General features: G+C 58.4%; 18 protein-coding genes and 1 pseudogene. 11 read left to right on the forward strand and 8 right to left on the reverse strand.

The genetic code is table 11. The features are described from left to right. Positions 1 to 84: 84 nt before the first annotated feature. Positions 85 to 567, reverse strand: a complete 483-nt coding sequence (locus tag AABC73_RS13805; protein WP_025859346.1) for an MSMEG_0572/Sll0783 family nitrogen starvation response protein — start codon at positions 565 to 567, stop codon at positions 85 to 87. Between the two features lie 242 nt (positions 568 to 809). On the opposite strand from AABC73_RS13805, the gene AABC73_RS13810 reads away from it, so the two are divergent. Further along, a complete protein-coding gene (locus AABC73_RS13810; protein WP_341524055.1) occupies positions 810 to 2,705 on the forward strand; it encodes a sigma 54-interacting transcriptional regulator in 1,896 nt (631 codons plus the stop codon). A gap of 150 nt (positions 2,706 to 2,855) precedes the next feature. Here AABC73_RS13810 and AABC73_RS13815 read toward each other — a convergent pair whose 3' ends face one another. Further along, a complete protein-coding gene (locus AABC73_RS13815; RefSeq protein WP_341524056.1) occupies positions 2,856 to 3,983 on the reverse strand; it encodes a nickel/cobalt efflux protein RcnA in 1,128 nt (375 codons plus the stop codon). Positions 3,984 to 3,990: 7 nt separating this feature from the next. Beyond that, positions 3,991 to 4,284, reverse strand: coding sequence for a metal-sensing transcriptional repressor (locus AABC73_RS13820; RefSeq protein WP_341524057.1), 294 nt, complete (start codon positions 4,282 to 4,284; stop codon positions 3,991 to 3,993). A 307-nt stretch (positions 4,285 to 4,591) separates the two neighbouring features. Between AABC73_RS13820 and AABC73_RS13825 the strand changes: the two genes are divergently transcribed. Beyond that, positions 4,592 to 5,488 carry a DMT family transporter gene (locus AABC73_RS13825; protein WP_341524058.1) on the forward strand — a complete coding sequence of 299 codons (897 nt, stop codon included), beginning with the start codon at positions 4,592 to 4,594 and terminating at the stop codon, positions 5,486 to 5,488. Positions 5,489 to 5,783: 295 nt separating this feature from the next. Continuing rightward, positions 5,784 to 6,050 (forward strand): annotated as a pseudogene (locus AABC73_RS13830) (ABC transporter ATP-binding protein); the annotation flags it as partial. Positions 6,051 to 6,121: 71 nt separating this feature from the next. Here AABC73_RS13830 and AABC73_RS13835 read toward each other — a convergent pair. From AABC73_RS13835 to AABC73_RS13850, 4 genes are read right to left on the reverse strand one after another with little or no spacing between them, the layout of a single operon-like run. After that, the gene (locus tag AABC73_RS13835) at positions 6,122 to 6,874 is read right to left on the reverse strand and encodes a GGDEF domain-containing protein (protein ID WP_341524059.1); all 753 of its coding nucleotides are present in this window, start codon (positions 6,872 to 6,874) and stop codon (positions 6,122 to 6,124) included. Positions 6,875 to 6,888: 14 nt separating this feature from the next. Next, positions 6,889 to 7,275 (reverse strand): DUF1987 domain-containing protein, encoded by a 387-nt coding sequence (locus AABC73_RS13840; protein ID WP_341524060.1) that lies wholly within the window; start codon positions 7,273 to 7,275, stop codon positions 6,889 to 6,891. A gap of 19 nt (positions 7,276 to 7,294) precedes the next feature. Continuing rightward, on the reverse strand, positions 7,295 to 7,864 hold the full coding sequence (locus AABC73_RS13845; RefSeq protein ID WP_341524061.1) for a SiaB family protein kinase: 570 nt from the start codon (positions 7,862 to 7,864) through the stop codon (positions 7,295 to 7,297). Then, the gene (locus AABC73_RS13850) at positions 7,857 to 9,080 is read right to left on the reverse strand and encodes a SpoIIE family protein phosphatase (RefSeq protein ID WP_341524242.1); all 1,224 of its coding nucleotides are present in this window, start codon (positions 9,078 to 9,080) and stop codon (positions 7,857 to 7,859) included. Before AABC73_RS13850 ends, AABC73_RS13845 begins: the two co-directional genes overlap by 8 nt. A 302-nt stretch (positions 9,081 to 9,382) precedes the next feature. Between AABC73_RS13850 and AABC73_RS13855 the strand changes: the two genes are divergently transcribed. From AABC73_RS13855 to AABC73_RS13875, 5 genes are read left to right on the forward strand one after another with little or no spacing between them, the layout of a single operon-like run. After that, entirely contained in the window at positions 9,383 to 10,711 is a 1,329-nt protein-coding gene (locus AABC73_RS13855) for a UDP-glucose/GDP-mannose dehydrogenase family protein (RefSeq protein WP_341524063.1), read from the forward strand. Further along, positions 10,708 to 11,718: an SDR family NAD(P)-dependent oxidoreductase gene (locus AABC73_RS13860; RefSeq protein WP_341524064.1), complete on the forward strand. Its 1,011-nt coding sequence runs from the start codon at positions 10,708 to 10,710 to the stop codon at positions 11,716 to 11,718. The genes AABC73_RS13855 and AABC73_RS13860 overlap by 4 nt, the downstream gene beginning before the upstream one ends. Then, positions 11,715 to 12,458, forward strand: a complete 744-nt coding sequence (locus AABC73_RS13865; protein WP_341524065.1) for a glycosyltransferase family 2 protein — start codon at positions 11,715 to 11,717, stop codon at positions 12,456 to 12,458. Before AABC73_RS13860 ends, AABC73_RS13865 begins: the two co-directional genes overlap by 4 nt. Then, positions 12,455 to 12,739 carry a lipid-A-disaccharide synthase N-terminal domain-containing protein gene (locus AABC73_RS13870; RefSeq protein WP_341524066.1) on the forward strand — a complete coding sequence of 95 codons (285 nt, stop codon included), beginning with the start codon at positions 12,455 to 12,457 and terminating at the stop codon, positions 12,737 to 12,739. Before AABC73_RS13865 ends, AABC73_RS13870 begins: the two co-directional genes overlap by 4 nt. Next, entirely contained in the window at positions 12,736 to 14,265 is a 1,530-nt protein-coding gene (locus AABC73_RS13875; RefSeq protein ID WP_341524067.1) for a glycosyltransferase family 39 protein, read from the forward strand. The genes AABC73_RS13870 and AABC73_RS13875 overlap by 4 nt, the downstream gene beginning before the upstream one ends. A gap of 49 nt (positions 14,266 to 14,314) precedes the next feature. Here AABC73_RS13875 and AABC73_RS13880 read toward each other — a convergent pair whose 3' ends face one another. Then, the gene (locus AABC73_RS13880; protein WP_341524068.1) at positions 14,315 to 14,767 is read right to left on the reverse strand and encodes a helix-turn-helix domain-containing protein; all 453 of its coding nucleotides are present in this window, start codon (positions 14,765 to 14,767) and stop codon (positions 14,315 to 14,317) included. 297 nt (positions 14,768 to 15,064) lie between these two features. On the opposite strand from AABC73_RS13880, the gene AABC73_RS13885 reads away from it, so the two are divergent. From AABC73_RS13885 to AABC73_RS13895, 3 genes are all read left to right on the forward strand, one after another. Continuing rightward, positions 15,065 to 16,291: an MFS transporter gene (locus AABC73_RS13885; protein ID WP_341524069.1), complete on the forward strand. Its 1,227-nt coding sequence runs from the start codon at positions 15,065 to 15,067 to the stop codon at positions 16,289 to 16,291. A 121-nt stretch (positions 16,292 to 16,412) separates the two neighbouring features. After that, the gene (locus AABC73_RS13890; RefSeq protein ID WP_341524070.1) at positions 16,413 to 17,183 is read left to right on the forward strand and encodes a transporter substrate-binding domain-containing protein; all 771 of its coding nucleotides are present in this window, start codon (positions 16,413 to 16,415) and stop codon (positions 17,181 to 17,183) included. A 1-nt stretch (position 17,184) separates the two neighbouring features. Further along, positions 17,185 to 18,525 carry a diguanylate cyclase gene (locus tag AABC73_RS13895; protein ID WP_341524071.1) on the forward strand — a complete coding sequence of 447 codons (1,341 nt, stop codon included), beginning with the start codon at positions 17,185 to 17,187 and terminating at the stop codon, positions 18,523 to 18,525. Positions 18,526 to 18,547 lie beyond the last annotated feature (22 nt).

Below are 18,547 nucleotides of genomic sequence, written 5' to 3' on the forward strand. Positions count from 1 at the left end.
CTGGCTTGCCTGCGATGCCGGGGACGCGGTGTTTCAGGCGCGCCGCCATCGCGAGCAAGCTCGCGCCTACAGGGTGTCGGTGACTCAAGCAGTCCAGGTATCGATGATCATCGCGCCTTCACGGCGCATCAGCAGACGCAGGTCCATCACGTCCAGCGGGTTGATAGGGCGGATCCCTTCGATCAGGGCTTTTTCGGTCTGGCCGTACAGCGCCTGCAACGCGAAGCGGCAGGCGTAGACCTCGCCGCCCTCCTCCATGAACTGGATGAGCTGCTTGTTCACCGCCAGATGACCGGGAAACGCTTCGGCGCCCAGGGTCGGGAAGCCGCGTTGCACGCCCAGCTGCACACCCGGTCCGTACAGCAGAATCTTGGTTTCGAAGCCTTTGCGCAGCAGGCGCTTGGCCTGAAGCATGTTGACCAGGCCGATGGAACCCTCGAATGCAATAGTGTGGAAGGTGATCAGGACTTTTTCGCCGGGCTCGGCTTTGACGTCCTCGAAGACTTTCTCTTCGTAATTGACCAGGAAGTCGCCGTCTTTGTAATGGGGGATGTCCACGGTTGGCATAGTGTCGCTCTCCAGTTTCTGCGTGCTTGAACGTCAGCCGGTGTTGGCTGCCGGGTTGCAAGAGATAGAGCGAACGCCGTGCCAGAAAATAAAACCGGGGTTTATGCGTGGGTAACCTGTTGATTCTGCTTGGATTACTCATCTGATCCGGTTTTTAATCCCGCTTCTGATGCTATCGGCGAAGCACGGATTCCCGTAGAAACACGAATATTCGTAGCGACAAATCACGAGATCTCGTAGCCATGACTGAAACAGACTCTCTCAGCGGTTGGGCCGATCTGGCGTATTCGTCGCGGCACATGGTGTTCGAACATTGCGCCGAAGCCATCGCGCTGCTTAACCCGTTCTCCGATCGCCTGGGCGACCTGAACATCGCCGCCTGCAAGTTGCTCGGCTACCCGCGTCAGGAATTACTGGAACTGCCAGTGAGCAAGCTGTTCGGCCATCAGCTAGCCGACCTGATCGTATTCACCCAGGCGGTGATGGATAAAGGTCGCGGCTGGACCGAAGAGCTGAGCTGCAACTGCAAGAGCGGCGAACGCATCGAGCTGGAAATTTCCGCTACAACCCTGCAAATCAAGGGTGAACAGCAACTGATCCTGGTGCTGCGCGAGTTGAGTCATGAGAAGTACCAGCGCGACCAGGCCCATACCGAGCGCACCATGCGCGGCGGGCTGATCGAGTGGCGCAACATTCTCAACCTGTTCCAGGAAAGCGAGCGCGATAACCAGTTGCTGCTCAGTTCGGTGGGCGACGGCATCTACAGCATTGACAGCGAAGGCCTGGCCACCTTCGTCAACCCGGCCGGCGCGCGCATGCTGGGTTGGGAACCGCAGGACATGATCGGCAAGAACATCCATCGCATCCACCATCATACTCACGCCGACGGCAGCCATTACCCGGTCGAAGAATGTCCGATTTATAAAGCCGTGCGCGACGGTGTGGTGCATGAGGGACGCCAGGAAGTGTTCTGGCGGCGCGACGGCAGTTCGTTTCCGGTGGAATTCACCAGTACTCCAGTGATTTCCGAGGGCCGAATCGTCGGCGCGGTGGTGGTGTTTCGCGATATCACCGAGCGGCGCAGCACCGAAATCCAGCTACAAAACGCCCTGGAAGAACTCAAGGTGCTCAAGGATCGGCTCGAAGAACAAAACGCCTATTTGCAGGAAGAGATCCACATCGAGCACAACTTCCGCGAGATCGTCGGCCAGAGCGAGCCGATCAAGAAAATCATCAAGCAGATCGACGTGGTCGCGCCCACCGATGCCAGCGTGCTGATCAACGGCGAGTCGGGTACCGGCAAGGAACTGATTGCCCGCGCGATCCACCAGGCCAGCCGCCGCAATGCCAGCCCGCTGATACGAGTCAACTGTGCAGCGATTCCCGCCGAACTGTTCGAAAGCGAATTCTTCGGGCACATTCGCGGCGCGTTTACTGGCGCGGTACGGGATCGCGTTGGCCGCTTCGAACTGGCCGATGGCGGCACATTGTTTCTCGACGAAATCGGTGAAATCCCGCTGGAGCTGCAAAGCAAACTGCTGCGTGTGCTGCAGGAAGGCCAGTTCGAACGGGTCGGTGAAGAACGTACCCGTAAAGTCGATGTGCGGATCATTGCCGCAACCAACAGGGATCTGCGTCAGGAAATCGTCGCGAAAAACTTTCGCGAAGACCTGTATTTCCGGCTCAATGTTTTTCCTATCCAGTCGCCTGCGCTACGCGAGCGACCGATCGATATTGCGCCGCTGGCCGCACATTTCCTCAAACAGACCGGCAAGCGTCTGAACATGCCTGGGCGCCGCCTGCGCAACAGCGACATCGAGCAGCTGCAACGCTATTCATGGCCGGGGAATATCCGCGAACTGCAAAACGTGATCGAGCGCGCGTTGATCACTTCGATTGGTGCGGACCTGAACCTGGACCTGCCGGATGAGTCGGCCACGCAGAACAGCAACTCCCAGGCTATTGACCGCCAGACCATCATGACCGACGCGCAGATTCGCGAGCTTGAACGAAGCAACCTGCAGGCTGCGCTGGCCGCAACCAAGGGCAAACTTTTTGGTAAGGAAGGCGCCGCAGAGCTGCTGGGCATAAAGCCCACGACGTTGGCGTCTCGACTTAAACGCCTGGATCTGAGCTGAGCGATTGGTGGTTTACATCAGCCACCATGGGTTGTTAGTTAACCCATCTCATGTGGCCATCGGGCACCCAAGTAGCGGGTGTTCATTGACTTCCTCAATCGGAACTACAAAAAGGCCCAGATAGTGGATTACCTTGAACACCGAGTCATCTCACGAGTGCAGGCCGATCCAGCCGTTGATGCCCACATACACGCCTACGCAGATGATCAACACGCTGGAGAGGTAAGGTGCCCGTCGAGCGGCGGCATTGAGCCAGGGGAAACGATTTGAAGCTTTTCGAGCGCCGATGGCGGCGACAGCGCCAACGGTGACCAAGGTAATCGCGAGGCCGAGGCTGAAGCAAAGCACCATCACAGCCCCCAGTGTGGTCTGCTTCACTTGCAAGCAGAGCAGCAGCACGGTGATCGCTGCCGGGCAAGGGATCAGCCCCCCGGTGAGGCCAAACATCAGGATCTGACCGTTGCTCACCTCACGATTGGTGAAGCGCTTGCGAATATCGTTGGCATGGGCCTTTTCATGGGCGTCCTGGTAACCCTCAGCGGTCAGGCTTAATCCGTCCAGATCGCCGTGGTTATGGTTATGATCGTGTTCTTTGAAGTTCAGGTCGTAGTCGTGGCAGTGGCTTGCGTGCCTCAGGCTGAGCCGGGCGCTGAACTCATGCGGTTCCGGTATCGTATCTGGCGACTGGAGAAAACCGTCCTGCTGCACGAACCTGAATTGTTGCGTCACACCGTCCGGTCGAGCGGTATGGACCACGACTTCGTCCGCGCTCCAGCCGTGTCCAGACAGAGCCTTCAAGCGCCAGTGAGGAGGTACGCCCTGTTCGAAAATCGACAATTCGACGCGCCCGTGCCCCGTGTCAATGCGGTGTGTTTCGTCATGGCCATGGTGGTTATCATTAGCACCGTTTGCCTCTTCGAACTTATACAGCTGCTCACCACGCCATGTGCGCCACAGCATCCATAGTGCAATGGCAATGATCAGAGCAGAAGATGCGAGCTGGAAGTAAGGCTCTGTGGTTTCAGCATCCAGACCCTGGCCTAGATACATCCCACCAATGGCCACCAACCAGACGACGGCGGTATGCGACAGCGTGGCTGCGAGCCCCAGCAGCACTGCCTGCTTGACGGAACCCCGGATGGCCACAATGAATGCCGCCATCATGGTTTTGGAGTGCCCCGGCTCAAGCCCGTGCAACGCTCCCAGCAAGATGGCACTGGGGAAATACAGCCAGGCGTGCGAACCACCTTGCTGCAACAATTCGACAAAGTTCGGCATGCAAGACCTACAGGTATTTAGTGATTTGCTTGAAGGCTTCCAGCGGTGCCCGCTCGCCTTTTGCGAGTGAACCTACGGTGTCTTCAAGGCAGTGATCGATGTGATCCTGAATCAACGTGCGTTTGGCTTGGCATACCGCTTTCTCTACCGCGTGAAGCTGCTGGGCGATATCCACACACTCGCGGCCTTCTTCAATCATGGCGATGATGCCGCGCAAATGACCGTCGGCCCGCTTCAGGCGCTTTATAACGGCCTCATGAGACAAATGCGTGTGGCCATGGGGGTGGTCGTGCTCACTCATGGTTTGAGCCTCAGGTCTGAATGATTCAGGCTGGCACTCTATCCCCCCGGGGGGGATATGATCAAACACCTTTCCAAGGCGCTTCCTCGACATTGTTCCTGGACACATGACATTGCTGTGCAAATTGCCGATCGTCATTGAGCCGCTGATCGAGCTGGCAAGAACAGCCGTAATCTCAAACAAGCCATTCGCCGCCAACCTGACCTATCTCAAAGTGTACGGCTCACTCTGCCTGTCTCTGTAACGCTGCGCGCCTCGCGCGCTGTGGCTAAATGGGCGTCCGAATTACCTGACCAACGAGCCCTTTATGACCTCCCGTGATAACACTGGCATGGCCCTCGGCCTGCTTGGCGTTATAATTTTCAGCCTGACCCTGCCCATGACCCGCATCGTGGTCGAGGAAATTCACCCTCTGCTTAACGGCCTCGGCCGCGCGCTGGTGGCCGCGATTCCGGCGGCAGCGCTGTTGCTGTTGAGGCGTGAACAATGGCCGACCTTGAAGCAGTTCAAAGGTCTGCTCTTTGTCATCCTTGGGGTCATCGTCGGTTTCCCTGTTCTCTCGGCATGGGCGATGCAAACGCTGCCCTCATCCCACGGCGCACTGGTTAACGGCCTGCAGCCGCTGATCGTGGCCATGTACGCCGCCTGGTTGTCCCATGAGCGTCCGTCCAAAGCATTCTGGGCCTGCGCCGCGCTGGGTAGCGCGCTGGTGCTGACCTACGCGTTGATTCAGGGTGCCGGCAGCATCAGCAGCGGCGACTTGCTGATGCTGGCAGCCATTGCCCTCGGTGGCCTGGGTTATGCCGAAGGAGGAAGACTGGCGCGGGAGATGGGTGGCTGGCAAGTAATCTGCTGGGCATTGGTGCTGGCATTCCCGGTGCTGCTGGGCCCTGTGTTGTACTTGGCTTTCCAGCATCAGGGGCCAATCAGTGCACCAACATTGTGGGCGTTCGGATACGTCACCCTGTTCTCGCAATTCATCGGTTTCTTCGCCTGGTACGCCGGGTTGGCCATGGGCGGGATCGCCAGGGTCGGTCAGGTGCAACTGCTGCAGATTTTCTTCACCATTGCCTTCTCGGCGCTGTGGTTCGGCGAGCACATAGAACCTATCACCTGGCTATTTGCTGCTGGCGTGGTAGGCACCGTGATACTGGGACGCAGGACCACCGTGAAGCCGCCGCAAACGATTACGCTCAGTGACTGAGCCAGGTAGGCCAAACTAAAACCTGACCGGATCGCCAGGTATGGAGGGTTGGACGAGAATCTGGCCCTCAGCTGCCCTGCAAAGCAGCAACAAATTCATCGTGGCGCATATTTATCCAATCTCTTCATTCAACAAACACCTAAGTAGCTTAGATCAAAAAAGCCTTTTACAGCTCTTGGTCATAAGATTACGGTCTTAGTAAACCTGCCGGGACATTCCCGCGTCAGCCCTCACTCCTGACTGATGATTGCCCATGAGCACACGTTCCCTGGCTTGCGTTTCTGCCGTTACGCCTCTGGATGAGCCAGTGTCGGCTTTGGACGTCTCGGTTCAAGCACATATTCTCGACCTGCTGGCCGAATTGCAGGCCGAACAGGGATTGGCCTACCTGCTCGTATCGCATGATCTGGCGGTGGTGGCCAACGTCGCGCATCACGTGTTGGTGCTGCGTAACGGTCAGGTGGTTGAACAAGGGACGACCGACGATGTGTTCAAAAACCCTCAAGCGGCCTATACCCAAGAACTGCTGGCTGCGGTGCCAGGGAAAAAGCTGAGCGCTTGATTGAATAGGCCGGCAGACACAGCTTCGCCAGACGACTTGGTAGAAGCCAGCGTGATTCGCTTACCTCAACATCACAACTTTTCAGCTTGCTCCACCCGATTTCGCCCCCCACGCTTGGCGCGATAAAGCGCAGCGTCAGCCGCGCCGTAAGCGGTATCAAAGGTCGTCCCGGAGGTGCTCGCGCTGACGCCAAAACTCGCGGTGATCTGGCGGTTTACCGGATCGGCAAATACATGGTTGGCAATCGCGTCACGCATGGCTTCTGCCAGTTCCAGTCCACGCTCCAGGTCTTCGCCGGTAATCAAGACGGTGAACTCCTCGCCCCCCACGCGACCTATCTTTCCAATGTCTGCGACCACCTCGCGCAGGCAGCCGACAATCCCCTGGATGACCGCATCGCCGGCCGGATGACCAAACTCGTCATTCACTTGCTTGAAGTGATCGATGTCCAGCACCACCAGCACAGCGCCGTTTTTCTGCAGCGCCTGGACAGCCAGATCGATGATCGCCCCGCGATTCAGTATTCCGGTCAGGGCGTCGTGAGTGGCCCGGTATTCAAGTTGGCCCGCCAGCGTCTGCAACTGCGTATTGAGCAAATTCATTTCTCGCTCGGCGCGGTCGCTTCTGCCGATCAACCGGCGCATTTCGCGCATCAGTCGTTCGTAATGAGAAGCCAGATCAGCCAGCGATCGCTTGTAGGTTGATGCCTCGGCATCCGTCACGGCCAGGACCGAGCGGGCATGTTCGAGGGCGTCCGTCTCGTTTTTAAAAAGGTCCGGAACCGCGTCAATCGAAGCGCAAATGGGTGTGACTGAAGCTGACATGACCGTCATCCTCATCAAGTGGTGATTGGATGGTCGTTGAACGTGACCGCCGTGAAGTCAGCCTTCAATTCCTCGCCGAATTCAAAAATCGTTTCGTCTTCTTCGTCGTGATACCAGTTCACCTCGATGCGGTTTCCAGCCTGGGCAGATTGATCCAGAGCATCGAAAATATTGAAGAGGATTTTGGTGCTGGAACTATTGAAATAGGCCAGTGCGATATTCACGGTGATGGTTGCGCTGGCTCGCTCCAGCAGAAAAGCACGTAGTTGCTGCACAACAGGCGCATAAAAAGCAGCGGCATTTTCCGGATATGACTCGCCCTTCATCGAAAGAAGATCCTGATCAAAGCGAAAATCGATTTCCGGCGAAGTTGCGGTTGCTTCGATGTAGAAATTATCCATGCTAGATAGGCCACTCATTTCAAATAATCGCTTTGAGGCAGAACAACGTGGTGTCGGGATCGTCCTCCCTCGGGTGAAAGCCAAACTCCAAAGGTGCGCTTGCGTCGCGGGCCATGGTCAGGAAGCCCAGCCCGGCGCCCTTGCTGTCTGCCGGCGTCTCGGAACGCAACGTTACCTTGTAAGCGGCCTTGATTTCTTCAAGTGACATGCTGCGCAGCGGCTCCAGCTTTTCTCGCAGGCGCTCGACATCTGTCGTCGCAATGGGGTTGGCGCAAAGCATCAGATGCCGCTCGCCGTCGGTACTGATGCAAACGGCACCCTGGCGAAGCACTGAGTTCTCGGAATGAGTTGCGCCAAGAGCGTCGGAGGAATAATGAATAATATTCTGCGAGAGCTCGACGAACGACGAAAACAACTTGCGTCTCGTTGGCCCGCTGACACCAGAAATCTCCAACTGAAGTTTCACAACCTCAGCCATTGCGGAAATGACGTGGTGTGAAAAGTAGCCCTTGTGATAGAAAATCACGTTTTGCCGGCTGGCCAATTCGAAGAATGAGCCGTCCTGCTGAGCGGTAGATGAATTAAGCATTGTTATTCCTGAGGCGGGCACAGAATAGGGTCAAGTCATCCCGACGGGTTTGCTCGCCCTGCCAGTTAAGCAGCGTATTTTTTATAGCATCACAGATGGCTGCCGAAGGTTGGGCACGATGTTCAAGAATGGTGTCGAACGCCTTGCGCTTGCCGAATGCAATGCCTTTAGGGCCGCCGATTTGATCGGTAAGCCCGTCGGTGGCGATGAAGATCATGCTGCCAGGCAACATAGCCATGGCAGCGGGAACCCACTCGAAGTCGTAATCGCTATCGACGTAGCCGACCCCCATCCGCTGGCCGACCAGGGTCTGAAGCTGTTCCGAGTCCGGATGCAATACGTGCAGCGACATTCGCGCCCCTGCGAAACTCAGCACCTGCGTGGCGTTATCGAACCAGAAAAACGCCGCATCCAGTCCATCATCTGATTCTGGTGTGCCGTCCAGTCCATCGACCTGCCCTAGAAGTCCCTTCACGCCACGGTTCACGGCCGACAAAAGCGCCGCGGGGTTGCGAGGCCCGAGTTGCCCCAACGCCTGGGTAAGCGATGAAGACGCAATCAAGGTCATGAAGGCGCCCGGCACGCCATGCCCCGTGCAATCGGCTATTGCCCCGAACCAACCCTCGGGATACGCACAAAAATGATAGAAGTCGCCGCCCACTACATCGCGTGGTTCCCACAACAGCGCAGCGTCATCCAGCGTCGAGGCCAATGCATCGCGGGAAGCTCTGAGCATCGCGCGTTGAATGACGCTTGCGTACTCGATGCTCTGCATCATCTGACGATTCTTTTCCGCTTGCATGGCGGCCACCACCGCCATCAATTGCAAACCATTGCCCAGACCTGCGAACCGGCCTTCACGCGTCACGATGAAACCGTCGGCGAGGGCTTTTTCGCCAAACTCGACCGTCTTGAAGGTCAGCTCTTCGATACTCATCCTGGAATCGACCACCAGGGGCTCTTTGTCCATAAACGCAATGCAGCTCTTGCGGTCATACAGCTCGCGATGAAATGGCTTGCTCATCTGCGACATGAAGATATTTCGATTGATCAGCCCGATGGGTCGCTCGCCCTCGACCACGGCCAGGCACACCATCTCGCGATGCGCGGTGAAGAGATCCATGACCTTGATGTTAGTGCTGTCCGAGTCGATGCCGGGCACCTCGTTGCACAAATCATCTGCACAGCGATGATCCCTGGGCAGCGTTGGTCGCATGAATGTGAACTGTTCTGCCTGCATGCTTACGTCATCGTGGCTGACTAAAGCTCGTATCCTGACACACTGATATTAAAGTGATATTACAGTGCGCGCTTTATCCTGCTGCGCGATTAGATAGCTGTCCGCGTCCCTGAAGCCCCCGCAATCGGCATCGATTTATCCCCCCGCATATCGAACAGCGCTCAATGAGCTCAAGGCGTCATCGTTCCTTCACACCTTTGTGACATTCATCTTGCAGCGCTTGGTCATACACCCGCCAGGCACGCCGAAAGTTCTGTGGATCAGAGGAAAGCGGACAGATGAAAGTGACAGTGTTCGGAACCGGTTATGTAGGCCTCACCCAAGCCGCCTGCCTGGCCGAAGTGGGCCACACGGTTTGCTGCGTGGATGTCAATCGGGAGCGTATTGACGCCCTGCGCCATGGTATCTGTCCTATTTTCGAGCCTGGCCTGGCGCAATTGCTGCGCAACGGACTGGACAGCAAACGGCTGTACTTCACCACCGACGAAGCCGAAGGCAGTCGCTTTGCTGAACTGGTATTCATCGCGGTCGGCACGCCCCTGCAAGCCGACGGCCACGCTGACCTGAGTCAGGTGCTCACCGTGCTGCGTTCGCTGCTCAGGCATGCCGAAGGTGCGCGAATCATCGTCAATAAATCCACTTCGCCGGTGGGCACCGTCGACCGCCTGCGTCTCGAAATCGCTGCGAGCCCGCGACGCGATGAAGGCTTCGAAGTGATCAGCAACCCGGAATTCCTCAAGGAAGGTTCGGCCGTCAACGACTGCCTGCGCCCGGACCGCATCATCGTCGGCGGTGCCAGCCCGGCGGCGCTGGAACGCTTGCGCGAGCTTTACCAGCCCTTCAGCCGTAACCGCGAGAAGTTCGTGGTCATGGATGCCCGGAGCGCCGAGTTGACCAAATACGCGGCCAACTGCCTGCTGGCGACCAAGATCTCCTTCATCAATGAGATGGCCAACCTGGCGGAACGACTGGACGCCGATATCGAACAGGTGCGGCTGGGCATCGGCGCCGACCCGCGCATTGGTTATGACTTTATCTACCCTGGATGCGGCTTCGGCGGCTCGTGTTTCCCCAAGGATCTGCACGCCCTGCTCAGGACCGCCGAGGAGCATGGCATGGAAGCTCCTCTGCTCGGCGCCGTGGAGCAGGTCAACCGCCGCCAGAAACACCGTCTATTCGAGAAAATCCACGCGCATTATCAAGGCGCGTTAAAGGGCAAGGTCTTCGCTGTCTGGGGGCTCGCCTTCAAGCCCAATACCGACGATATCCGCGAGGCTTCCAGCCTTGCCTTGCTCGAAGCGCTGTGGGCCGCCGACGCGCAGGTCCAGGCCCATGACCCTCAAGCCATGCAGGCCATCCAGCGGCAATATGGCTCGCGCAACGACCTGAATCTGGCGCCATGCAAGGAAGACGCACTGGAGGGTGCGGATGCGCTGGTGGTGATTACCGAATGGCAGGATTACCGGGTGCTGGATCTGGATCGACTCGGTAAACAGCTGCGTGACCGAGTGGTATTCGACGGCCGCAACCTTTTCGACCCGACACAGGTGCGTGACGCCGGACTGACGTACTACGGCATTGGTCGTGGGCAGGCGGCCCGGCCGTGACGGTACTGGTGACCGGCGCCGCCGGTTTTATCGGATTCCACGTCGCCCGGCAACTGTGCGAGCAAGGCGTTGAAGTGGTCGGCATCGACAACCTCAACGCCTACTACAGCGTGGAGCTCAAGCAAGCCCGTCTGGCCAGGCTGCAGTGCCTGCCGGGATTTACTTTTCAACGTCTGGACATCACCGACTTTGCCGGTCTGTCGGCGCTGTTCGAGCGTCACGGCTTCCAACAGGTCATACACCTGGCGGCCCAGGCCGGTGTGCGGTATTCGCTGGAGGATCCAGGCGCCTACGTCCAGTCGAATCTGGTCGGCTTCGTCAATGTGCTCGAAGCCTGTCGGCAGCATCGCCCGGCGCATCTGATCTACGCCTCGAGCAGCTCGGTCTACGGCGCCAACCAGCGCATGCCCTTTCAGATCGAGGATGCCGTCGACCGCCCGCTGTCACTGTATGCCGCCAGTAAACGTTCCAACGAACTGACCGCGTACAGCTACTCGCACCTGTTCGGCCTGCCGACCAGCGGCTTGCGCTTTTTTACGGTGTACGGCCCGTGGGGTCGCCCGGACATGGCCCTGTTCAAATTTACCCAAGCGATGCTCACTGGGGAGCCTATCGAGCTCTACAACCATGGGCAGATGGCGCGGGATTTCACCTACATCGATGACATCGTCGAAAGCATTCTGCGCCTGCGTCTGCGCCCTCCCGTCGCTGTCGACAGCATCCCGCCTCATCAACTTTTCAACATCGGCCGGGGTCAGCCGGTCACGTTGCTGGAGTTCGTCGATAGCCTGGAAACGGCGCTGGGTGTGCGCGCAGAACGTCGCAAGCTGCCGATGCAGGCTGGCGATGCGCTGAAAACCTGGGCCGATGTCTCCGCCCTGGCGCGATGGATCGACTTTCAACCGCAGGTGTCGCTCGACGCCGGCGTCCGTGCCTTTGTCACCTGGTACTGCGAGCACTATCAGGTCCAGGTCTGCCTGCCATCTTCACAACAGGGACACCAATGACTGTGCCGATTTATCTTTCCGTAGTGATTCCCGCCAAGAACGAAGCCGACAACCTGCCGACTTTGTTGGCGGAGGTCCGCAGCGCGTTGTCCGGGGAACGCTATGAAGTGCTGGTGATTGACGACGGCAGCACCGACGACACCTTGCGGGTGCTGCGTGCGCTGATGGACAGCGGCTTTCCGGAACTGCGGGTTCTGCGAAACGAGCGCTCGCTGGGGCAAAGCACCTCGATCTACAGCGCTGCTCAGGTTGCCCGGGGCACTTGGCTGGCGACCCTCGATGGCGACGGGCAAAACGATCCCGCAGACATTCCCGGCATGTTGCAGCTGGTGCGTGCTCGGGAAGGACGCGCCGATGCCATCCAGTTGGTGGCCGGGCACCGGGTGAACCGTCGCGACACCGCCAGCAAACGCTGGGCCTCGCGATTCGCCAACGGTCTGCGCAGCCGCCTGCTCAAGGATTCCACGCCCGATACAGGTTGCGGCCTCAAACTGATCGAGCGTGAGGCTTTCCTGCGCCTGCCGTATTTCGATCATATGCACCGGTTTATTCCGGCACTGATCCAGCGCCACAACGGCCGCATGCTGATCCATCCGGTCAATCATCGTCATCGCCAGGCCGGGGTGTCCAATTACGGCAATCTGGACCGTGCGCTGGTCGGCATTCTCGACCTGTTCGGCGTCTGGTGGCTAATCCGCCGCACCCGGCTGAACAGCCAGCCTCAGGAGCTGAACCCATGAGACTCGATAGCGCAACCCTCTGGCTGATCCTCGGTTTTGTCGGGCAGGCAGTGTTCACCGGCCGCTTCGTCCTGCAATGGCTGTACAGCGAATTCAAAAAGCGCAGCGTCATCCCGGTAGGCTTTTGGTATCTGAGCATGCTGGGCAGTTCCCTGTTACTGGTCTACGCCATCTATCGCCAGGACCCGGTATTCATCGCGGGCCAATCCTTCGGCCTGGTGGTGTACCTGCGCAACCTTCAGCTAATCAACCGACAAGCCAAGTCACTCAAGGAATCATGACGGTGCGACCTACCCTTTCGCTGCGCCTCGAAGGATGGCTGCTGGTCGTGTTTGCCGTGCTGCTGATCGGTGCCGGACTCGGTCTGCGCCAGGCACAGAATGTGGATGAGGAACGCTTTCTGGGCGTCGCACTGGAAATGCTGCAGAGCGGTTCCTGGTTCGTGCCACACCGGGCGGCAGAAATTTACGCCGACAAACCGCCACTGTTCATGTGGACCGTAGCGTTCTTTACGTGGTTGACCGGCCGACCGGAAATCGCTCTGTACCTGCCGGGCTTGCTGTCGGCCGCTACCACCACCGCGGTGCTCTACGACCTGGGCAATCGTCTATGGAACCGACGCACCGGACGCTACGCGGCCTTGCTGTTCCTGGCCACTTATCAGACCTACAGCATTCTGCGCACCGGCCAGATCGACAGTTTCCTGTGCCTGTGGATCGCGCTGGGTTTCTATGGACTGGTTCGCCACTTGTTGCTAGGGCCGGCCTGGCGCTGGTTCTACCTGGGTTGCGCAGCCATGGGCCTGGGCATTATCAGCAAAGGTGTGGGTTTCGTGCCGGCGCTGATGCTGATCCCCTATGCTTATGCCGTGCGCAAGGGCTGGCATGGCGTGGTGGCAATGCCCGGACAGGCTGCTCGCTGGGCGCTTGGCCTGCTGGTCGTGCTGCTGGCCTGTTGCCTCTGGCTGGCGCCGATGGTCATCTCGGTGTTGCGCGACGGCGGGCCGGAAGGTTTTGCCTATCTTCGCGAGATACTCCTGCATCAGACCGCCAATCGCTATGCCAGCGCCTGGGACCACCGCGAGCCATTCTGGTACTTCGTCGTCAAGGTCATCCCGCAATATTGGTTACCGCTGGTGCTGGCGCTGCCCTGGCTGATCCCGGCCTGGCGCCGACAGCTGTCCAAGCGCGACGGCCGGGTGCTGGTTCTGCTTGGCTGGGTATTGCTGGTGCTGCTGTTCTTCAGTCTCTCCAGCGGTAAGCGCAAGATTTACATCTACCCGGCGCTGCCCGGTCTGGTACTGGTCGCAGCGCCGTTGGTGCCCTGGCTATTGCGGCACTGGTTCGCCGACCGCGCCTGGGCCCGGCGAGTTTTTCTCGGCGTAACTGCGGCCTGGTTCAGCCTCTGGTTCGCTCGCGGGTTCATCGAGCCCATCATGGAGGGCGACAATCCTCATCAGCGCCTGATGGAACAAGCCGCCGAACTGACCCATGGCGCCGACCTGGTGCTGGTCAACTGGCGCGAAGGTCACTGGCTTTATGCACGCCAGCCTCTGGTGCATTTCGGTTTCGCCCACACGCTATCGATTGAACAGGCCGCCGGCTGGTTGCAAGCGCACCCAAGCGCCTATGCGCTGGTACCTGGTGCGCAACTGAGCAAATGCTTTATCCAGGACAAGGCCTACCCGCTGGGCCAGACTTCCCGGGCTGACTGGTTCATTGTTGGCGTCGACGCCGACAACGGCCAATGTCGGCCGGCCAGCCCTGCTTCCGTCTATCGCTTCGTCTGGGGTCCGAACAGCCGTTGACGGACCAAAACGTGATGTGTGCATCATTCGGTCGCGTTTGCCGTCCTGCTCATTCCCGGATCTCAGGAAAGATACATCCGCCATTGCGAACCAGCGCCTTCACTTCTTCGCTGACCTGCATGGGGTTTTGACTTAATCGGGCAACAAACGCCTCGCGGCGCCGCACGTACGACTCCGAATCGTGCTTCGCGCTCCAGAGGACGATGGTAAGCACGATGGGAATGAGATCCAGACCCTTCGCGGTCAGCGTATAGAAATCCTTGCGCCCGTCGTCGGGGCTGGGCGCCCTCGAGAGAATTCCTTGCTGCTCAAGAAAGACAAGGCGGGAGGCCAGGACATTGGTCGCGATGCCCTCTTCCGACTTCCGGAACTCGCCATACGTCTTTTTACCCACAAAAATGATGTCGCGAATGATCAGCAGCGACCACCGGTCGCCGAAGATCTCCACGCCGTAGTTCACTGCGCAATGGGACCGGATGTCTGCTTTACATGTCGTTTTCATGGCCGGAGCTTACCATCGCTTGCTTGTCGCAAGTAAATTTCTACTTCTGACTTGCCCGTCAAGGCGATCACTACCGTCTTATTGATTTCTCTCTGTCGGCGTCGATTACCTTGGGGCCGATGGCCGCTTCCGGTCAAAAGCGGGGGCTGCCCTAAGGGCGTCTCATCGATTGCGCTGATGTTTACTATCGAATTGCCTGCCTGTCTGGTTGCCAGCACTGACTCATATACTCGCCTCCCGTTGCTCCCCGCCCCCACGCCTGTCTTCAGGCGACATTTCCCTCTGGAACCCAGCACTATGCCAAGCGCCAGCCAGGCCCCTCGAGGTCTACCCGAACATAATCAGCAGAGTGTCAAACAGCAATGGCTGGCGATTCTCTCGGTCGCCGTGGGAGCCTTCGCCTTGGTTACCAGTGAGTTTCTCCCGGTGGGCGTGCTCAACGACGTCGCCAGCGACCTCGGCATCAGTGCAGGCCATGCCGGTTTGATGGTAACCCTGCCCGGCATAGCAGCCGCCCTCGCCGCCCCCTTACTGTCTGTGGGCATTGGCGCCATGGACCGTCGCTATCTGCTGATCGGCCTGACGCTGATCATGATCATCGCCAATTCGGTCGTAGCCTACGCCGCCGACTTCAGCCTGCTGCTGTTCGGCCGCGTACTACTGGGCATCAGCATCGGCGGTTTCTGGGCTACGGCCATTGCCCTCAGCGGTCGCCTGGCGCCCAAGGGAGTGGGCGTAGCGCAGGCCACCTCGATCATCATGGTCGGAGTGACCTTGGCCACCGTCCTGGGCGTGCCCGTCGGCACCTGGCTGAGTGGTCTGATGGGCTGGCGCATGACCTTTCTGGTAACCGCGCTGGTGGGTGTACCAGTGCTACTGGCGCAGATTTTCCTGCTACCGCGCCTCAACCCGGACAAGGCCATTCGCATCAGTGACCTGCCGGCTTTGTTTATCAATCCACAATCTCGGGTTGGATTGATCGCTGTATTGCTGATTGGCCTGGCGCACTTTGCCGCGTACACCTATGTAGCCCCCTTCTTCAAACAAAGTGCCGGCTTCGATGGGCCGACTATTGGCTCACTGTTGCTGTTGTATGGCTTGGCCGGGGTGATGGGTAATATTTTCGCCGGTTTCGCTGCCAACCGCAGCGTGCGTCACACCCTGTTGCTGGTCGCACTGATGATCGGCACCAGCACCGCCCTGTTCCCCTATTTCGCCACCGGCATGACCGGCGCAGCGATGCTGATCGCGCTCTGGGGCTTCGCCTTCGGTGCCTTCCCGGCCTGCGCCAGCATCTGGATGTTTGTCGTCGCGCCCAAGGATGTCGAACGCGGCATGCCACTGTTCGTCGCCTTGTTCCAGGTGATTATTGCGTTGGGCTCGTTCTTCGGTGGGCAGATCGTCGATCAACTGGGAAGCTCGGTGCTGTTGAGTTTAGCCACGGCCCTGGTGAGCTGCGGTTTTGTGACGGTGCTTGTGCTGGGGCGTAATGTCAGTAATAACCCGGCGCCCCAACCCAGCTAACCAGAGCGATGTGATTCCGGTTTCCATAGGCGACTCAAGCGCGCGCTAGCTCAGCCGATAAATAGTAAGTCGGCGGCTCCAGGCCTCGTCCGCCTCTATGAGTAAACCAGGGTAAACGTCTATGGCTTCGCCGCTCAACCGCCTACTGATGTTTAGCGCCCTGATGCTTCTGGCAGCCAGCGAGTTTGCGCCGAGCGCCGTCGCAGAGCCCGCTTTGCGGATCATCACGGAAGAGTTGCCACCCTACAACATGACGCAGAATGGCCAGTTGACTGGCATGAGCACCGAAGTGGTTCAGGCTGTACTCAAGGAAATTGGCATCGAAGCTTCGATCCAACCTATGCCCTGGGCGCGTGCATACGAGCTGGCGCTTAATGAAAGCAATGTCTTGATTTATTCAATTGCCCGCACGCCTGAGCGAGAAGAGCTTTTTCAATGGGTAGGGGCGATTGCGCCGACTCAGTGGTACATATTCTCATTGGCCGAGCGGCCGATAAAACTTAACTCGCTAGACGATGCCCGCGGTCATCAAATCGCCACGGTCAATCAGGATGTGGGGGAGCAATATCTGATTTCAAAAGGTTTTCGTATCGGTGCGCAACTGCAGTCGAGTAACAAGTACGAACACAACTACCGCAAGCTCAAGGTCGATCACGTCGAACTTTGGATTTCCAACGAACTCAACGCGCTGTACCTGACCCGCCAGAATGGTGAAGACCCTGAAAAGGTGTTGATCCGCTCCCTGCCGCTTCCAGAGCTCACCAGTCAGGAAGGCTTGAGCATGGCGTTCAGCCGGGGCACGCCAGCCCAGACGGTTGAAAAATTTCGTTCAGGCCTGGAGACCATCCGTCGCAATGGCGTTTACGACGCCATCATGCGCAAGTGGTTATGACATGGAGGGTAATCTCGAGCGTCCAGCTCAAGAACCTCAGGGCAACAGGTTCAGCTCGCTAGGACGTCGCCTGGTACTGGCGACGCTTTTATTTTGTCTGATCTTTACCGTGGCCATGGTCTCCTTGCGCACCTGGATGGCGTGGAAAAGTAATCTCAAGGAGATGAATTCGGAACTCGTCCTGATCGATCAAGTGTTCCAAAACACCCTGTCCCATGCCATTTGGGAAATGGACCGCGAATCGCTGAACAAGCAACTCGCCAGCGTCGCCAGCGCCGCGCCGGTCGGGCGCGTGGTGCTGAGCATCCTGCGCCCCGGGCAATTGCCTGAAGTCATCGAACTCAATCGCTATACCGACGCCACGTCGGACAAGGCGCCAATGCTGCATCGCCAGCTCGTTGCCCAGCCCTATGCGGGAGCACACGAAATTGTCGGCGAACTGACTATCGAAGGCGATGCTGATTTGCTTTGGGCGCGTCTTTGGGGCGAAGCGCGGAGCATCGTTATTACGCAAGTGATCCAGTCGTTGTTGCTGGCTGGATTAGTCATGACCATGTTCAATCGATTGGTGACCGTACACGTCGTACACATCGCGCGGCATCTGGGTGGGCTCGTGCCACAAACGCTCGGGAATCACCTCAAGTTGCAACGCTCGGTGGGGCGCCAGGACGAGCTGGGCCTGCTCGAATCCCAAGTGAATGAGCTTCAGGACAATCTTCGCGCCCACCTGGAGCGCCAACATTCAGATGAACTGGCCATTGCCGCCAGCCGCGATCATTTGGCCGAACTGGTTGAAGCGCGTACCGCGCAATTGAAGGCCGCCAATCAGTCTCTCGAAGCCCTGTCACGTCACGACCCGCTGACGGGGCTGGCCAACCGTCGCTATTTCGACGAACTGAAGGAAGTGGAGTTTCGCCGCGCCATGCGTCACAAAACACCGCTGGCGGTGCTCATGTGCGACGTCGATTTCTTCAAGTCTTACAACGACACCTACGGCCATATGCTGGGTGACGAGTGCTTGAAACAGGTCGCTGCGACCCTGAGGAGCGTCTTCGGACGCTCTGGCGAACTGGCCGCCCGAATAGGCGGCGAGGAATTCGTCGTGGTTTTGCCTAACATTGATGCCAAACAGGCCTACAACGCTGCGCAACTACTGCGCACGAGCCTGGCTGCGCGAGAATTGCCACATAGCGGCTCGGCAGTGTCTCCCTTTGTGACGTTGAGTATCGGAGTCGCCGAGCTGGAACCCCAGACCATGGACCATTTCGACCAATTGCTGCAACGCGCCGATCAAGCGCTGTACCGGGCCAAATCTCAAGGACGCAATCGCGTCGTCTTATAAACCAGTGTGGCCATGAGGTCTG

This window comes from Pseudomonas sp. G.S.17 (assembly GCF_038096165.1).
Classification (GTDB): domain Bacteria; phylum Pseudomonadota; class Gammaproteobacteria; order Pseudomonadales; family Pseudomonadaceae; genus Aquipseudomonas.